At 41.2% G+C, this 16,346-nt stretch carries 16 protein-coding genes; 9 read left to right on the top strand and 7 right to left on the bottom strand.

The window, feature by feature from the left end; translation table 11 throughout:
• Positions 1 to 178 precede the first annotated feature (178 nt).
• Positions 179 to 1,705, top strand: coding sequence for a catalase (locus H5117_RS06385; protein WP_039488381.1), 1,527 nt, complete (start codon positions 179 to 181; stop codon positions 1,703 to 1,705).
• A gap of 98 nt (positions 1,706 to 1,803) precedes the next feature.
• Positions 1,804 to 2,319: an ankyrin repeat domain-containing protein gene (locus H5117_RS06380; RefSeq protein WP_004334678.1), complete on the top strand. Its 516-nt coding sequence runs from the start codon at positions 1,804 to 1,806 to the stop codon at positions 2,317 to 2,319.
• A 56-nt stretch (positions 2,320 to 2,375) separates the two neighbouring features.
• Here the strand turns inward: H5117_RS06380 and yddG are convergent, their stop codons facing one another.
• Positions 2,376 to 3,296 (bottom strand): aromatic amino acid DMT transporter YddG, encoded by a 921-nt coding sequence (gene yddG / locus H5117_RS06375; protein ID WP_182736731.1) that lies wholly within the window; start codon positions 3,294 to 3,296, stop codon positions 2,376 to 2,378.
• A gap of 447 nt (positions 3,297 to 3,743) precedes the next feature.
• Here yddG and H5117_RS06370 point away from each other — a divergent pair, with 447 nt between their 5' ends.
• The 7 genes from H5117_RS06370 to H5117_RS06340 all read left to right on the top strand — a co-directional run bounded on the left by H5117_RS06370 (position 3,744) and on the right by H5117_RS06340 (position 11,417).
• Positions 3,744 to 4,397 carry a TetR/AcrR family transcriptional regulator gene (locus H5117_RS06370; protein WP_004334664.1) on the top strand — a complete coding sequence of 218 codons (654 nt, stop codon included), beginning with the start codon at positions 3,744 to 3,746 and terminating at the stop codon, positions 4,395 to 4,397.
• A 3-nt stretch (positions 4,398 to 4,400) separates the two neighbouring features.
• Positions 4,401 to 4,883 carry a putative 4-hydroxy-4-methyl-2-oxoglutarate aldolase gene (locus H5117_RS06365; RefSeq protein WP_024610846.1) on the top strand — a complete coding sequence of 161 codons (483 nt, stop codon included), beginning with the start codon at positions 4,401 to 4,403 and terminating at the stop codon, positions 4,881 to 4,883.
• Positions 4,884 to 5,291: 408 nt separating this feature from the next.
• Complete coding sequence (locus H5117_RS06360; RefSeq protein ID WP_182736721.1) at positions 5,292 to 6,494, top strand: amidase family protein; 1,203 nt, start codon at positions 5,292 to 5,294, stop codon at positions 6,492 to 6,494.
• Positions 6,491 to 8,074, top strand: a complete 1,584-nt coding sequence (locus H5117_RS06355; protein WP_182736719.1) for a gamma-glutamyltransferase family protein — start codon at positions 6,491 to 6,493, stop codon at positions 8,072 to 8,074. The genes H5117_RS06360 and H5117_RS06355 overlap by 4 nt, the downstream gene beginning before the upstream one ends.
• Positions 8,062 to 8,886, top strand: coding sequence for a sulfite exporter TauE/SafE family protein (locus H5117_RS06350; RefSeq protein ID WP_007378545.1), 825 nt, complete (start codon positions 8,062 to 8,064; stop codon positions 8,884 to 8,886). Before H5117_RS06355 ends, H5117_RS06350 begins: the two co-directional genes overlap by 13 nt.
• 3 nt (positions 8,887 to 8,889) lie before the next feature.
• The gene (locus H5117_RS06345) at positions 8,890 to 10,119 is read left to right on the top strand and encodes an alanine--glyoxylate aminotransferase family protein (RefSeq protein WP_182736717.1); all 1,230 of its coding nucleotides are present in this window, start codon (positions 8,890 to 8,892) and stop codon (positions 10,117 to 10,119) included.
• A 14-nt stretch (positions 10,120 to 10,133) separates the two neighbouring features.
• Positions 10,134 to 11,417: an allantoate amidohydrolase gene (locus H5117_RS06340; protein ID WP_182736715.1), complete on the top strand. Its 1,284-nt coding sequence runs from the start codon at positions 10,134 to 10,136 to the stop codon at positions 11,415 to 11,417.
• A gap of 124 nt (positions 11,418 to 11,541) precedes the next feature.
• Here H5117_RS06340 and H5117_RS06335 read toward each other — a convergent pair whose 3' ends face one another.
• The 6 genes from H5117_RS06335 to H5117_RS06310 all read right to left on the bottom strand — a co-directional run bounded on the left by H5117_RS06335 (position 11,542) and on the right by H5117_RS06310 (position 16,330).
• Positions 11,542 to 11,844, bottom strand: coding sequence for a hypothetical protein (locus tag H5117_RS06335; RefSeq protein ID WP_024596154.1), 303 nt, complete (start codon positions 11,842 to 11,844; stop codon positions 11,542 to 11,544).
• A gap of 43 nt (positions 11,845 to 11,887) precedes the next feature.
• Complete coding sequence (locus H5117_RS06330; RefSeq protein ID WP_182736713.1) at positions 11,888 to 12,136, bottom strand: DUF1272 domain-containing protein; 249 nt, start codon at positions 12,134 to 12,136, stop codon at positions 11,888 to 11,890.
• A complete protein-coding gene (locus tag H5117_RS06325) occupies positions 12,130 to 12,492 on the bottom strand; it encodes a 2OG-Fe(II) oxygenase (protein WP_010553586.1) in 363 nt (120 codons plus the stop codon). Before H5117_RS06325 ends, H5117_RS06330 begins: the two co-directional genes overlap by 7 nt.
• Before the next feature lie 235 nt (positions 12,493 to 12,727).
• On the bottom strand, positions 12,728 to 14,266 hold the full coding sequence (locus tag H5117_RS06320; protein ID WP_182736711.1) for a glucan biosynthesis protein: 1,539 nt from the start codon (positions 14,264 to 14,266) through the stop codon (positions 12,728 to 12,730).
• Positions 14,267 to 14,736: 470 nt separating this feature from the next.
• Positions 14,737 to 15,513, bottom strand: a complete 777-nt coding sequence (locus H5117_RS06315) for a hypothetical protein (protein ID WP_220491770.1) — start codon at positions 15,511 to 15,513, stop codon at positions 14,737 to 14,739.
• A gap of 565 nt (positions 15,514 to 16,078) precedes the next feature.
• Complete coding sequence (locus H5117_RS06310) at positions 16,079 to 16,330, bottom strand: Rho-binding antiterminator (RefSeq protein WP_182736707.1); 252 nt, start codon at positions 16,328 to 16,330, stop codon at positions 16,079 to 16,081.
• Between the last annotated feature and the right edge of the window lie 16 nt (positions 16,331 to 16,346).

Here is a 16,346-nt window from a genome sequence, read left to right as displayed (position 1 = left end):
GGTCGTAGTAAAAAAATTACATTAATGTAAAAAGTGTATCTGCAAATTCATCTCATCTGTTTTACAAATCACATCAATCTAATTAATCAGTTTTACCGAAGTTAATAAAATTAATACTATCGTTAACAGATTAACAGCCTGCACCACTGCCGGCACTTTTAAATAGATGAGGTCGACAATGAATACTCAAATAAACAAAACAAAATTAACACTAACTGCACTGGCACTTGCAATGGCATTACCGGCAAGCGCAGCAACAACTCTTACTAAAGATAACGGCGCAGCTGTTGGCGACAACCAAAATTCAATTACTGCTGGCGAACGTGGCAGTGTATTACTAGAAGACGTGCAACTAATTCAAAAACTGCAACGCTTTGCACGTGAGCGTATTCCTGAGCGTGTTGTGCATGCTCGTGGTACCGGCGCACACGGTGTGTTTGTAGCATCAAAAGAGCTAGACGATTTAACAATTGCAGCACCGTTTGCACAAGCTGGTAAAGAAACAGACGTATTTGTTCGTTTTTCATCGGTAATTCACTCAAAAGGCAGCCCAGAAACACTGCGTGACCCACGTGGCTTTGCAACTAAGTTTTACACAGACCAAGGTAACTGGGATTTAGTAGGTAACAACTTACCGGTGTTCTTTATTCGCGATGCGATTAAATTTCCAGACATGGTTCACTCTTTAAAACCATCTCCGGTTGATAATATTCAAGATCCTAACCGCGTATTTGACTTTTTCTCGCACGAACCAGGTTCTACACAAATGCTAACGTGGGTTTACAGCGACTACGGTACACCAGCAAGTCTTCGTAAAATGGACGGTTGGGGTGTACATGCATACAAAATGATTAACAAATCGGGCGATGTTAAATACGTTAAGTTTCATTGGGTAAGCCAACAAGGTATTGATAACCTTGACGCAAAAGAAGTAGCTAAAGTGCAAAGCCAAGACTTCCAACACTTAACACGCGACCTTTACAGCGAAATTGGCAAAGGCAATTTCCCTAAATGGGATCTGTACATTAAAACGCTTGATCCATCGCAGCTTGATGACTTTGATTACAACCCGTTAGATGCAACAAAAATGTGGTTAGACATTAAAGAAACTAAAGTAGGAACAATGACCCTAAACCGTATGCCAACTAACTTCTTCCAATCTACGGAACAAGTAGCAATGGCACCGGCAAACATTATTCCAGGTATTGAGCCATCAGAAGACAGACTATTACAAGGTCGTATGTTTTCTTACGCTGATACACAAATGTACCGCCTAGGTGCTAACCACCAGCAACTGCCAATTAACCGTGCAAAAGTTGAAGTGGTTAACTACAACCAAGACGGCGCAATGAATATTGGTAACACTACAAGCAATGTGAACTACCAGCCAAGCCAAGAAAACGTAGCTGAAAACCCAATTGCACGTAGAAGTAACACAGAGCTAAAAGGCTTTGTACAACAAGCTGCGATTAAAAAGCAGCAAAACTTCGCGCAAGCTGGTGTTATATACCGTGGTTTTAGCAAGCAAGAACGTACAAACCTAATTAATAACCTAGCAGGCGATTTAGGCAAAGTGCAAAACAGCAGTGTTAAACACAAAATGCTTAGCCACTTTTACAAAGCTGATAGTGAGTACGGTACACGCTTAACTAAAGCTGTAAACGGCGACCTTAAAATGGTTAAACAACTAGCCGCTAACTTATAGGCAACTAGTTAAAAGCAATTAGTCCCAACTAAATAGCTATTTAAACCACAATCATGAGGAAGGAATAAACCCTTCCTCTTTTATAAGAGACAATTGTTATGCGTAATTTATTAATTATAGTCGCTCTATTTCTGAGCTTTACCAGTAGCGTTTACGCTCAAAATACATCAGATACACAAACACCCAGTACTCAATCTGAAACCCAACATTCTGCAAAAACTCAATACGATAGTTTATTTGCTTATTACTTTGCCGCAGCACGCACAAACGACACAGCTGTAATAGAGCAATTTGTAGATGCCGGTATTCCTATCGACAGCTACAACAATAAAGGCTACACCGCGTTAATGATTGCTACTTACCATGGTAATAAAAACACGGTTAACACACTTTTACACTTAGGCGCTAATGCCTGTTTAGAAGATAACCGAGGCAACACAGCGCTAATGGCCGCTATTTTTAGAGGTGAATTTAGTATAGCTAAAACACTCGTATCACTTGATTGCGACAACGCACATCAAAACAAAGCCGGTCAAACAGCAGAGCAATTTGCACAAACATTTGGTCAACAAAAAGTTATAGAGTTACTAGCGCAGGTAAATAATGCAAAATAATCTGCACGCAACAAAAAGCCCTAAAATAATAGGGCTTATTTTTAATAAAATTAGTCTTATGTTGCAGACGCTATTTGAGGTTGTTTAGGCTTTTCTCGCGTTACAAAGTAGCAAATTAGCGAGCCCACTGTTACCAGTACAACCCCCTGCCAAAACGAAGCACTCAGCGTAATAGATAAATACAACGCCGAAATAATAGTAGAAAACACCGGTGTAAAGTACGAAAGTGTTCCCAAAAGCATTAAGTTACCGCCAATAATAGCTTGATTCCACAGTGCATAACCGCTCCCCACTACTACACCAGCTAATAGCAACGTTATGCTTGAGCCCAGTGAAAACGTTAATGGTGCTTCATTACTAAGACCATATTGCGCCCACAAACTCATTGCCGTGACAGTAAAAAATAACGTAATAGCATTTTTACCATTACTCAGCTTTTGCGTAACTACGCAATAAATAGCCCATATAAACGCTGCAGCTAATGCCATTAAATAAGTAGCAGGATTATCAGCAAAGTTAGTAACAAGCGTATCGACCGACATTTTTTGATCGCCCGTAATACACCAAGCAACGCCTAAAAAAGCAATGATCATGCTTGGGTAAACCCAGTAACTTACTTTTTTACGACCAATAATAATAGAGAGCAATATAGTCAGCGTGGGCCATAAATAATTAATAACCGCCATTTCCATTGCCTGATGACGGCTGTTTGCCATACCAATAGAAAGCGCCAAGCAAATTTCGTACGATACAAATAATAAAGTACCTATTCCCAAGTAACGTTTCGAAAAACCACTAAACTTGGGCACTCCCATAACCAAAATTAAAAATATCGCACTGACAGAATACATAGCCGCCGCACCACCAATGGGGCTAAACAACTCAGAAATATCCCGTAGTAATGCAACTAAGCAACTCCACAGTAATATGGCCGCGACTCCATAAAGCGTGTATTTATTTTTGCTTATAAAATCCATTTGCCAATCCAAAAGTACTACTCGTAAATTTGAAACTAAACTAACAGTAATTATTTAATTAAACAATAAGGGTCTGTTGTTCTTTCAAGGTTGAATTTGCAGCAGTCTGTTTAGTATTTAGGCAAGGCAGAGCCTATATAGTGTGGTTATCGCCCATTAATGGGCGATAACGTAGCATTAATGCCAAACAGGCGCTGCCCAAAGGGTTCTTCCTAGGGGCTACTTACTCTTTGTTGCTCGGTTTTTACTTAGCCCACTAGGTTACAAATCTCGCGCCGCGATTAAATAGCCCCTAGTTTGAACAAATTTTAATCCGCAAAGATCAACAGACCCTAAAGTTAATAGCTTAAACCTCTCATTTGTTTTTAGCATTCACCCTTTTTAGTAATTGACCTTTTGGTCAGTAAAGCTACAATCAATCAATACGTTAAACACGCAAACTTTATAATGACCACACAAATAAAGCCAAATAAAAAAGAAGTCACACGCGAGAAAAACCAAAAACTAATTTTAGATGCCGCCGAGCAATTGTTTTCGCAATTAGGTTACGACGGAGCAAGTATGAGCATGGTTGCTAAAGAAGCGCAGGTGCCAAAAGCTAATATTTTGTATTACTTTAAAAGTAAGGATGGTCTGTACGAGTCTGTGATTGACCGCATAATAGCTAATTGGAACTTAGGGCTCGATAACGTCACAATTAACGACGATCCAGCTACCGTGCTTTATAACTATATTAAAAGCAAAGTAATACTGGCCGTAAATCAGCCAATGCAATCTCGCTTATTTGCCAGTGAAATACTGCGCGGCGCCCCTTATTTACAAAACTACTTTAGAACCAATACCCGCCCTTGGGTTAAACAAAAGGTTGATGTACTTCAAGCATGGATGGACGCAGATAAAATGGATAAGGTTGATCCCTACCATTTGCTCTTTACTATTTGGTCTACCACACAATATTACGCCGACTTTCAGGCTGAGGTTTTACTCGTAATGAACAAATTAGAGTACGACGAAACCGATGTGGCACAAATTACGCAATCAATTGCCCACATAATTTTAAAAGGTATTGGTCTTAAAATACCTGAGCAAAGTGAGACTTAACCCATGACACCCTTTACTACACCCGATTTGTTTGACGATCATCGCGATAACGTGCAAGTAGCAGACAGCGGCCTTTACCACTTTGGTAAAAAAACCACGTTTTATGGCAAAGTAGTTACCGTTACCTGCCCAGAAGACAACTCTTTTGCCGCCGATATATTGCATGAAAATGGTGAAGGTAAAGTATTGGTTATAAACGGGTTTGCGAGCAAACGCTTTGCGTTTATAGGCGATATTATGGCTGAGCGTGCCTTAAGTAATGGCTGGGAAGGCGTAATAATAAATGGCTGTTGCCGAGATATAGAAATACTTGCCACGATGAACTTACCTGTAATGGCGCTAGGCTCTACACCGCGTAGTACCTTAAAGCGCGGCTTTGGTGATAAAAACCAAGCTATTACCATGCTTAGCACCACCATAGAACCTAACGATTGGGTTTACGCCGATATTAATGGTTTAATCATCAGTAAAACGCCCCTTATTTAGCACTCAAAACCATATAAATAGAGACCAACTTGGTGCACCTACGCACCAAGTTGGTTTGTTTTAGCTCATTTTAATCTCACTATTTCTACAGCCCACATTTGCAAATCTCATACAATCCAACAAAACCTGACCAGTTGGACAGGATTTTAATTTATGGCATTCCTCTTGCTTAGTCTAAGTACTATAAAATCAAAACTACCGATTAAAAAGCGGAGCTTTAGCAATTGCATTAAATAAGTGATCTATTATAACGCGAAGAAAATGACGCAGTGAGTGCGCTATTTAATCCGATAAAATGATCATGATTTAATAAAATTGGTATTCATAATAATAATAACCAGCCCGCTTTTTAATCACTCTTAACTTAATAAGTAAGTACTTGGTCAGTTTTATAATAATGAGCTGCAAATGAGTGATAAAAAAAACAACAAAGGTATATTTTGCAATCACGGTCCTACCCTGTGGCAAACAAGCCAGTCTGGAGTGCTTGCAAACAATCGCTTAGCTGTAAAAGATGTATTTGCAGTAAAGGGCGAGCGTAACAGCGCAGGCAACCCACACTGGTTTAAAACAGCTAAACCGGCTCAAAATACGGCAAGCTCGGTTAATAAGCTCATGACCGCTGGTTGTAACTTTATAGGCTTTACCCATACTGACGAGCTGGCTTATAGCTTAGAGGGTAATAATATACATTATGGCGCTGCGCAAAATCCTAAATTAAAAGGGCATGCTTGCGGTGGTTCGAGTATGGGGTCTGCTGCTGCAGTTGCTGCTAACTTAGCTGATATTGGCTTAGGCACCGACACCGGCGGCTCAATTAGAATACCCGCCAGCTATTGTGGTTTATATGGCATAAGGCCAAGCCATAACGTGATTGAAAAAGACGGCCTAATACCGTTGGCTCCGCCTTTTGATACCATAGGTTGGCTTACCCAAAGCGCCGAGCTATTAAGCGATGTAGGTAATGTACTGCTACCAAATCAAACTATTAATAACGTTGATACCTTAGTTATTTGCGAGCCGTTATTTGAACTCGTTGACCCTGTTTTACAAGCCCCACTTAAACAATTGCTTGAAAAAACCAAGCCTAATTTTAAGCACCATAAAGAATTTGAACTACCTAACAGCAGCTTATTAAATGAACTTGCTGATAGTTTTAGAGTACTGCAAGGGCGAGCAATCGCAAAAACGCATAAAGACTGGCTTCAATTGCCGGGGCAACTTCCCCAGTTTGCTCCAGCAATTGCGGCACGTTTTAATATGGCGCTTGCCCTAACTGTTCAAGAAGAACAAGAAGCACTAAAAGTACAAACCCAATGGCAAACACTAATAGCTAAAAACCTAAATACAAACAGCTGTTTATTTTTGCCAACCACCCCCACAACCGCACCTAAATTAGGCGCCGACACAAGCGCCTTACGCATGCAAATTATTACGCTTTCGGCAATTGCAGGGCTTAGTGGCTCAGCGCAAGTGCATTTACCGCTGGCTGATTTAGCAAATGATCATCCGTATGGTTTTTCATTAATGATGAGCCACGGTAACGATAAAAGCCTACTTGCTTGCGTTAAGCACCTAGCTGCACACTTTAAACAGGACACACCGGCATGACCACACACAACATTGCATTTACCGCGTCTCATTTTTCGGCAACAGAGGCGGGTATAAATATACTAAAACAAGGCGGTACAGCTACCGAGGCTATGGTAGCGGCTGCCGCTGCTATTAGCGTTGTATATCCACATATGAACTCAATTGGTGGCGACAGCTTTTGGCTTATCGATAACCCAAACCAAAAAACGCCTACCGCTATTGACGCCTGCGGCCGTGCAGCAACTAATACAACGCCCTATAACTCGCTCGCGCAAATACCAGAGCGCGGCGGGTTAAGCGCACTGACTCAAGCGGGTACAATTCGCGGTTGGCAAAAGGCGCTTGAACTAGATGAGCACGCAGCACTACCACTGTCACAAATTTTAGCACCCGCCATTGCACTTGCGCGCGAGGGCTTTACAGTTACAAAAAGCTTGCAAGCAGGCTGCGAAAAACTAGCCACTGCTAACAATACCAATGAGGCGTTTAAAAGCCTCTACATACCCAATGGCAAGCCCTTGCAAGCAGGTCAACATTTTAAAAACCCTAAACTTGCAGCAACGTTTGAATACCTAGCAAAACATGGCTTAAACGCATTTTATGAAGGCGCACTTGCCAACTCATTTGCCGCCGACTTAGCAAAAGCAGGCAGCTCAATTACCGCAGGTGACATTGCAAATACTAAAGCCGAGGTAGTTACTGCGCTAAATGCAAACCTCAGTGGTATTGATTGCTACAACTTACCCGCGCCAACACAGGGCGTGCATTCACTACAAATAATTGGTGCCGTAAATAAGTTAAAGCATTTAGCTAAAACCGATGCCGACTGGACACATTTAATTGTTGAGGCAACTAAACAAAGCTTTACCCATCGCCCTACCCTTTGGGCTGACCCTGAAGCATTAGGAGACGATTATAAAAACGCACTAACCGATAATCGCTTAAGCGAACTTGCTAACAATATTGATATGGCCAAAGCCAAAAAATGGCCATTTAACGCAGAGCCTGGCGATACTGTGTGGATGGCAGCCAGAGATAAAAACGGGCAATTAGTCAGCTTTATTCAAAGCATTTACTGGGAATTTGGCAGCGGAATATTAATGAGTGAAGGCGGCTTTGTGTGGAATAACCGTGGTTTAAGCTTTAGTTTAAACAATCAAGATACCAACGCCCTTGCTCCAAATAAAAAGCCCGCTCATACACTTAACCCAGCACTGGCAAAGTTTAGCGATGGTCGTCGACTTGCTTACGGAACAATGGGCGGTGAAGGGCAGCCACAAACTCAAGCCGCTGTTTTTGCAGGCTACGCGTGGCGAAATAAATCTATAAAACAAGCAATTAGCGACCCTCGTTGGTTACTTGGACGAACATGGGGCGATACGAGTACAAATTTAAAAATTGAAAAAGAGTTAGTTTTTCATATAGAACATGAATTAAATCAACGTGACCACGATTGGGTAAGCGTTGATAATAATAACGAAATGATGGGGCACGCTGGGGCTATTTTAGATACACCTACAAGCCTTGAAGCTGCAACAGATCCCCGTTCAGATGGACGTGCAACAGTAACTACAGCAGGAACACAATGTCAGAAATAATAAATCAATGGCCAATTATAGTAGCCTTAATAGCAACCGGTATTTTTGCCGGTATTTTAGCAGGACTTTTTGGTGTAGGCGGCGGTATTGTTATCGTCCCTGTGCTGTATTTTTTACTGCAAGGTTTTGGCGTAAGCCCAGAGTCGGCAATGATGATAGCCACCGCTACATCACTTGCAACCATAGTACCTACTTCGCTTTCATCTATTCGCTCGCATCATAGCAAAGGGAATATTGACCTTGCGCTAATAAAATACTGGGCACCATTTATTTTAGTTATGGCCGTTGTAGGCAGCTACTTAGCGCACTCAATACGCGGTAATGCACTGGTACTTATGTTTGCCTGTATTGCTATTTTAGTCAGTTTAAACATGCTATTTAGAGCCGGCGCACCCGCGCTTGTAAAACAACTGCCAGGAAAATTTGGTCAAGGGGTTATGGCAAGTATTGTAGGTGGTTTGTCGGTAATGATTGGCATAGGTGGCGGCACTATTGGCGTACCTATGCTAAACGCATTTAATGTACGCGCCCATGTTGCAGTAGGTACTGCGGCCGTTTTTGGTTTATTGATTGCACTACCTGGCGTTATTACCTTATTAAGTATTGGCACAACGCCAACCGATGCTCCCCTAGGTACGTGGGGGTTGGTTAACCTCCCTGCCTTTTTTCTTATTATTCCGTTGACTATTTTATTTGCGCCTATTGGCGTAAAAATTGGTAGCAAGCTGGATCAAAAACAACTAAAACGCGCCTTTGCCGTTGTCTTAATGATAACCGGCATACGCATGCTTATTCAGACTCTGGGAGCCTAAAATATGTTTAATAACACGCAAGTTCAAACCTTAAACCCACCACAGCGTTTATTAATGGGACCAGGCCCAATTAATGCCGACCCTCGTGTTTTACGTGCTATGTCGGCGCAGCTTATAGGCCAATACGACCCAGTAATGACCGGTTTTATGAACGAAACCATGGCACGTTACCGCGAAATTTTTAAAACCAAAAACGAATGGACCATGCTAATAGATGGCACATCGCGCGCGGGTATTGAAGCCGTATTATGCTCAATTTTACGCCCGGGCGATAAAGTACTTGTGCCAATTATGGGGCGCTTTGGCCACCTACTTGCTGAAATAGCAGAACGCGTTGGCGCAAAGGTGCACACAATAGAAGTACCGTGGGGCGAAGTGTTTACGCCAGAACAAATCGAAAAAGCCATTGTTGATGTAAAACCCCATGTACTTGCTATGGTACAAGGCGATACATCCACCACCATGAACCAACCTCTTGAGCATATTGGCGATATTTGCCAAAAGCACGATGTACTATTTTATTGTGATGCTACCGCATCTATTGTGGGTAACGAACTTCCTGCCGATGAATGGAAACTCGATGCACTTTCGGTTGGCCTGCAAAAATGTTTAGGCGGTCCTTCTGGGTCTGCGCCATTAACACTAAGCGATAAATGCGCCGATTGGATCCAAAAACGCAAAAAGGTAGAGGCAGGTATTCGCACGGCCGATCATACCGATGGCACAGAGCCCTTTGTGCGCTCTAACTATTTTGATTTAGGCATGATCATGAATTACTGGGGAGAAGAGCGCCTCAACCATCATACCGAAGCCACCAGCATGCTGTACTGCGCCTCAGAATGCGCCCGCATAGTAATTGAAGAAGGCGTAGATAACTGCGTAGCGCGCCACAAATTACATGGCGATGCCATGCTAACGGGTATTCAAGCGCTCGGCTTAAATGTATTTGGTGATTTAACACATAAAATGAACAACGTACTGGGTGTGTATATACCCGAGGGCATTAATGCCGATCACGTACGCGGACAAATGTTAACCGATTTTGGAATAGAAATTGGCACCTCGTTTGGACCACTTCATGGCAAAATTTGGCGTATTGGCACCATGGGTTACAACGCCCGTAAAGATGCCGTATTACAAACATTGGCAAGCCTAGATGCCTGCTTACATGCCAACGGCTATAAAGGCCCTAAAGGCGAAGCCGCTATTGCCGCCCTTGCCCATTATAAATAAAAAAAGGATTTAGCATGACGATTGAATGCCCACAACACAGCCCTTTATTAGATAAAGAACTTGCTGATGAATACGCAACACGCGCTTTATCTCGCTGTAAAACCCTCAGCGCACTATCGCAAATGCAAGGCGGTATTCACCGCGTGTACTTATCAAAAGAGCACAAAGAGTGTAACGCCGTTACTGCATCGTGGATGGTTGAGGCAGGCATGCAATCGTGGCAAGACGAAGTGGGCAACCTTTGGGGGCGACTAAAATCATCAAACCCACATGCTAAACGTTTAATTATAGGATCGCACCTCGACACAGTACCAAACGCAGGTGCGTTTGATGGTATTTTAGGTGTACTGCTGGGGATAGAAATTGCAGCGCTTGCACATAAGTTAAAGCTCGACCTGCCCTTTCATTTAGATGTAGTGGGCTTTTGCGATGAAGAAGGCACCCGCTTTGCCACAACTTTAATTGGCTCAAAAGCCCTCGCTAACGAATTTGACCCACAGTGGCTAAACATTGAAGACACAAACGGCATAACTATGCGCCAAGCCATGCTCGACTTTGGTTTAAACCCCAACGACTATGCAAAGGCCGCACTAAACAAAAACGAATTACTAGGTTACTGGGAAACTCATATTGAACAAGGTCCTGTACTCGAATCGGTTAATCAGGCGTTAGGCGTTGTAACTGCAATCGCAGGAGCAAAGCGCGCCATGCTTACCCTAACAGGCCAAAGCGGTCATGCGGGTACAACCCCAATGAACTTGAGGCAGGATTCACTAGCAGGCTGCGCTGAATTAGTAACCGAAATTGAAAAACTAGCAAGTAATGCTAAAAATGGCGAAGTTGCCACCGTAGGGCAAATACAGTCTCGCCCTGGGGCTACAAACGTGATTGCAGGCAAAACAACCATAAGCCTAGACGCACGCGCACAAAGCGACACCGATCTCGCTAACTTACTAAGCGTCATACAAAACAGCGCTCAATCTATAGCAAGCAAACGCAATTTAACGCTTGATTGGCAATGGACGCATGCCGCCGATGCCGTAGCGTGCGACACCACTATTCAGCATTTGTTTTCAAGCGCATGTAAACTCAATAACCAAGCATCGCCTTCACTTGCCTCAGGCGCAGGGCACGATGCAATGGCAATCGCTCCAATTTGCCCCGTTGGCATGTTGTTTATACGCAGCCCTGGCGGTATAAGCCATCACCCAGCAGAAGCGGTTATCGACAGCGATGTAACAAAGGCACTCAGTGTAATGTACAGCGCGCTTTTACTTTATGTGAAAGAGTGTGAGTGATTTAAGGTAATCGAGTAAACCAAGTATATTAACTTGGTATGCTTAGGGGCTTAAACCTCAAAGTCATTTGGAGGTTATTACTGAAGGCAGGTAAATGCAGGAATATACGTTATTTAAAGTAGCTTTATCGGGCTGCCCTTTGCTCTTTTAGGCTAAGGCGTTTATGTGAGCTATATACATGTTGAATGTTTGTACCATTAACCAAATATGCATCCATTTCGACGGTAATTAAACCCGATAATGGCTTGATTTCTAGAACACCCAACTCACCTAAATTTGCAGATAGTAAAGTATTATTTCTAATAGCTAACAAAGTTTTGTCAGTATCTCGTAAGTCACCATTCACATATAATTTAGCACCACTAAACCAAGTGTTAATTATTTTAACTTTGATTGACTTAACAGTAAATTCAAAGGATTTTCTCATCAGATCTCCATACCCAGAAATGTAATTATTATACTTTATGTTTTTATGTGCTTGGCGAACAAGCACTTTCTTTTAATACCCGTTTAGTCGATGCTGGGTAATTTTTTAGTGCAGCCAAAGGGCGAATTGGCCGCTGAACCAAATTACCTGAGCAGTTTGGGCACACGTTATTTAATAACGTTTGAGCACAGCCAGAACAAAATGTGCATTCAAATGAACAAATAAAAGCCTCTGTGGACTGTGCAGGTAGATTCTTATCACAACATTCACAATTAGGTCTTAAATCTAGCATTTAGAGCTCCCTTTTATCCACCCAATGCTGAGTAAATATCTATTACCTTTTATAACTTTTGATACCTGATGCTCACTTACATCAGGGCGGAATAGCTTAACCCGCTTTGTTTCAAATATCGGATTACTGCAAATAAACTCACCACCCAAATCTGCTTTTTTAAGCACTATATTCAACCGATAGTGTTTACCAGATTCAACTTTGTCTGTGTGCGGTGCTATTTCACTTCCTTGTGGGAATTTAAGCAAATATGTATCAAATTTAATTGGCCACGTAGCACCACAAATCAACATTTTATCGTAGCCTGATTTTTGTCGGCCTCGCTCCCAACAAAATAATTTACTCAAAAAAAACATACAATCCCTCGAAACAGCTAATAAGCTGCAGGTTAACTCATTTTTTTATATTTATTGATAAACAAACCATAGCCGAGTTCATATTTTGATTCAATCGATTACTGTATTTTACGTGGGATATAAAAGGGAGTTTTAATGGTGTTTTGATTGGCGTTTTAAAAGACATTATGGTGGCTATAATTGACAGAAAATCAAAATATAGCCACCCGTTTTACTTTAATGCTTATTGAAGGGCTTATTTAATCGTTACCTTTGCATCACTTACCCATGTTTCAGTTATAGCTTCTTTATTTTTATCAACTAAATACGCGCGTATGTTCACCGGATTGTTGTTAGCTTGTTTGTAGTCAAACGCTAATCGCCATTGGTTTGTACCAACTACCGGATAAACCCCAATAGGTTCTAGTATTTCACCGTTGCTGGCTTCAACAATCGGCTTTATACCACTTTTGTTATCTAATCCTTTAAATGCTGGACCTTCAAAATCAATCACCATTTTGTTAACGCCTTTAGGAATAGGCTGGCCGGGAATTCCGCCTAAGCCTTGGCGAGTATTTACAACGCTTGCAAGCGTTTTTGATTTTGGATCGAGTGGACGCCATTCAATATCATAAGAAAAGGTAAACTCGTCGCCTTTGCGCGCCTCTTTTTCGGGCACCCAGTAGGCAACAATATTGTCGAACGTTTCATCTTTTGTAGGAATTTCGATTAACTGTACTGCGCCTTTGCCCCAATCGTCAGTAGGTTTTATCCACGCTGATGAACGCTTATTGTAAAATACGCCGTCGTCCTGGTAGTTATTAAAGTCACGGTCTCTTTGGATTAAGCCAAACCCTTTTGGGTTCTCATCAATAAAACTATTGGTCGACACCGACTGAGGATTATTTAATGGGCGCCAAACGTATTGACCCGATCCTGTGTGAATCGCCAGGCCATCGCTATCGTGAATTTCTGGGCGCCAATCTTTAGCTTCTGTTTTATCTTTTTGTGAGTACCAATACATACTGGTTAACGGTGCTACGCCTAAGCGTTCAACATCGGCGCGCATATACAAATTTGCCGTTACAGAGGTAATATGGCCTTTGGCTTCTTTGTTATCTTTGCTTAAACCAAATCGATAAGCACCAGTGATAGAAGGCCCTTCAAGCAATGCCCAAACAGACACACTTTCACCTTTTTTCTCTGCGGGGCCAATCCAAAATGCAGAAAAGCGCGGAAATTCTTCTGGCTGATTCATGCCCGTATTAATCGCGATACCTCGGGCCGAGAGTCCATATTGCCCCTCTGGGCCGTCGGTACGAAAATAAGACGCGCCTAAAAAAGATATCCAATCGGGTTTCATATCTGGGCGCATTATTCTAAAGCCTGCAAATCCAAACCCTTCTGGGAGATCGTGAGCTGGGCTGTCATCAGGCATATCAAAAACGTCATTACTAAAAGGTACATTTTGAACCTGATTTTTATCATCTCTGATGTAAATACTTACTGGCTCAGGAAAATATCGGCCAGGGTAAAATAATTGTACGGGCGCCTTTTTTCCACTTGGGTATAAGGTTTCATCTTCTTTAAAGCGTATTTTCCAGTGTTCGTCATACGTAATTTTATCGATTAACTCCGGCGCTGGCACCTTAGTTGGCGTATAGGGCTTTTCGGCTGAGGCTTTTGCTAGGGCTTTTAAGTCTTCGAATGAAAACTCCGTTTTATCTACTGCTTCTGTCGCGTAAGACGACATCGAAGTGCTAAAAATAATTGCGATAAATAACTTTAATTTCATAAAAAGAATATCCAATAAATTGAGTCAAATAAAAATGGGAACGCTGCACGAACGTATGTTTAACTTAAAATTCTGTATGGATATTACGTGACGTAATATGAACTAGCGTTTACTAAAGTATTGTTATTTGATTCTTAGTTAATTTGTTTTTGGGGCTGCGCGTTTGATGATATCGCTGAAGTAAAAATAAGTGGGGATAGCGCAATTTATGGGACGAAGCCGTCAAGAGGTATGGATATATTTAGGTTTTAGTTGCCCACTATTCCAAGGCAAATATTTGTAGAGTGGCTGGTTTTTCTATTCGTTGTAGTTACATAGTTGATTTGGGCTAAAGCGTATAATAAGCAGTAAAAAGTGAAGGGTAAGCCTATATAGAACTCTGGTATTTAAATCGATAAGGATTACATTTAAGTGTTGAAAAACAAAGAGGCTCACCACTTTTAAAATTTGCAATTAATAGCTAAATTTGACTAGTCGTCCACCTCAGGGCGTGTTGTTACGTGTTTGATACGCTCTTCCAGGAACCGGCCCTTTGCAACTGATTCATTTTTTAAAAAGTTAACCATAAAATGATAATCAGGGTGTGTTTTTAAACTACGACTAACAAAATACACGTTAGTTGTATTAATAGAGAATGTTTCTCTAATACCCGCTCCTGGATTTTTGCCTGCTAACAGGCTTAGTTTTAGACCAGGAATGTTAAACACTATATGTTGATAGCCATCATGATTTTTAATAGTTGGAAAGCCCATTGATGGTGTATCTACTATTTGATTATCAACATATACAGCTAGATAAGTATTTGCAGGAAGTTCAGTATTTCCTAATAGGTAATCTGAAAAAGCAATCATGCTTTCTTCACGAATTGAATTCTTTGTATCAGGAATACCGAACCCACTCCAATCTGTTGCAGACAACCTCCAAGCAATGCTTACAGCAAAGTACATGAAATTAAACGCTATTTCTTCGCTTGGTGGAAAATACCATATTTCATCTTTTACATGAGACAACGTTTTAAACTTTTTTATCTTTGTAGCTAGTTTAAAACCGTTAGGACGAGCCATAAAAGATATTACTTTATCTTCCCCATTTTTGGAGAATTTCAATTCACAACGCTCACAAAGTAAATACTTTTTAGCTTGCTTGTCAGTATAGGCTGCTGATTTATTAGAACCATTAATCACAACAATGTTTTTTCCGTGTTCAGGGAAACCTTTACTAATTGATCGGTAAACAGCTTTAGGCATAAAGTGACTATCTTTAAGCTTCGCTGATTTCGTACACAATGCACAGATTCCGTTCACCAAACCTCCTAAACGTATAACAACTTATTGAACAACACTTTGAGAGTTATAACGCCCCAAAACGGCGTATATTACAGTGTTCAATAATTCCACTAAACAACTTCAGTGTAAACAAGTAATTAAATATGTTACAAAAAACCCTTTGTAATTTTTTCACCAAAACGGTGTTTAATAATGTTATTGGACAAAACAAAAATAGAGCTTTATTTATGTAGCTACCTTTAGACCATAATTAACAAACGGACGGATACTAAGGGCTAGTTAAGGCTTATTGAGGCTTATTGAGGCTTACTTATACTGGTTTAGCATTTTTATACGCTTAATAGTTGGCGTTTAGACTTGTTCGGTGGAAAAACTCGAGTAAAGAATAAAAGAAAGTAATAGGAAAATTTTGGTTTTATGTATTTAGCACGTATAAGCTAAAACATTGGTTAGATAAGCGAGCCTTAACATATTAATGATGCAGGCTCGCTGAGGTTTTTATGATAAAAACGAATGAGTGAGGTGCTTACTTTACATCAAAGTTCACGTGGTCAAAGTATGGGTTTTTCTCACGCGCTTTAAGTACGCTGATTGTAGCTAGCACAATGAGTTGCAGCTCGCTATTTACGTTAAGAACTATGCATTCGTCTTTATTAGCATTGCGTTTTGTGTCAGTTGCTACGCCACATACACCATCACCATTTTTTAATATAAGCTCAATGCTTAAATGGTACATACAGGCAATTTCGATGTAATCGTATTGATTGCAACTGATCATAACGTCCTCTTTATAT

It is taken from the genome of Pseudoalteromonas sp. SG45-1, assembly GCF_014164135.1.
GTDB classification, from domain to species: Bacteria; Pseudomonadota; Gammaproteobacteria; order Enterobacterales; family Alteromonadaceae; genus Pseudoalteromonas; species Pseudoalteromonas distincta.
Note: the sequence above shows the minus strand (reverse complement) of the source record. Positions and strands in the feature narration are given on the sequence as shown.

Coding starts and splice junctions, on each gene's coding strand:
- H5117_RS06330 (WP_182736713.1), bottom strand. CDS start 12,136: ATGCTAGATTTAAGACCTAATTGTGAATGTTGTGATAAGAATCTACCT.
- H5117_RS06365 (WP_024610846.1), top strand. CDS start 4,401: ATGACACCCTTTACTACACCCGATTTGTTTGACGATCATCGCGATAAC.
- H5117_RS06380 (WP_004334678.1), top strand. CDS start 1,804: ATGCGTAATTTATTAATTATAGTCGCTCTATTTCTGAGCTTTACCAGT.
- H5117_RS06370 (WP_004334664.1), top strand. CDS start 3,744: ATGACCACACAAATAAAGCCAAATAAAAAAGAAGTCACACGCGAGAAA.
- H5117_RS06345 (WP_182736717.1), top strand. CDS start 8,890: ATGTTTAATAACACGCAAGTTCAAACCTTAAACCCACCACAGCGTTTA.
- H5117_RS06320 (WP_182736711.1), bottom strand. CDS start 14,266: ATGAAATTAAAGTTATTTATCGCAATTATTTTTAGCACTTCGATGTCG.
- H5117_RS06350 (WP_007378545.1), top strand. CDS start 8,062: ATGTCAGAAATAATAAATCAATGGCCAATTATAGTAGCCTTAATAGCA.
- H5117_RS06385 (WP_039488381.1), top strand. CDS start 179: ATGAATACTCAAATAAACAAAACAAAATTAACACTAACTGCACTGGCA.
- H5117_RS06310 (WP_182736707.1), bottom strand. CDS start 16,330: ATGATCAGTTGCAATCAATACGATTACATCGAAATTGCCTGTATGTAC.
- yddG (WP_182736731.1), bottom strand. CDS start 3,296: ATGGATTTTATAAGCAAAAATAAATACACGCTTTATGGAGTCGCGGCC.
- H5117_RS06340 (WP_182736715.1), top strand. CDS start 10,134: ATGACGATTGAATGCCCACAACACAGCCCTTTATTAGATAAAGAACTT.
- H5117_RS06315 (WP_220491770.1), bottom strand. CDS start 15,513: ATGCCTAAAGCTGTTTACCGATCAATTAGTAAAGGTTTCCCTGAACAC.
- H5117_RS06325 (WP_010553586.1), bottom strand. CDS start 12,492: ATGTTTTTTTTGAGTAAATTATTTTGTTGGGAGCGAGGCCGACAAAAA.
- H5117_RS06360 (WP_182736721.1), top strand. CDS start 5,292: ATGAGTGATAAAAAAAACAACAAAGGTATATTTTGCAATCACGGTCCT.
- H5117_RS06335 (WP_024596154.1), bottom strand. CDS start 11,844: ATGAGAAAATCCTTTGAATTTACTGTTAAGTCAATCAAAGTTAAAATA.
- H5117_RS06355 (WP_182736719.1), top strand. CDS start 6,491: ATGACCACACACAACATTGCATTTACCGCGTCTCATTTTTCGGCAACA.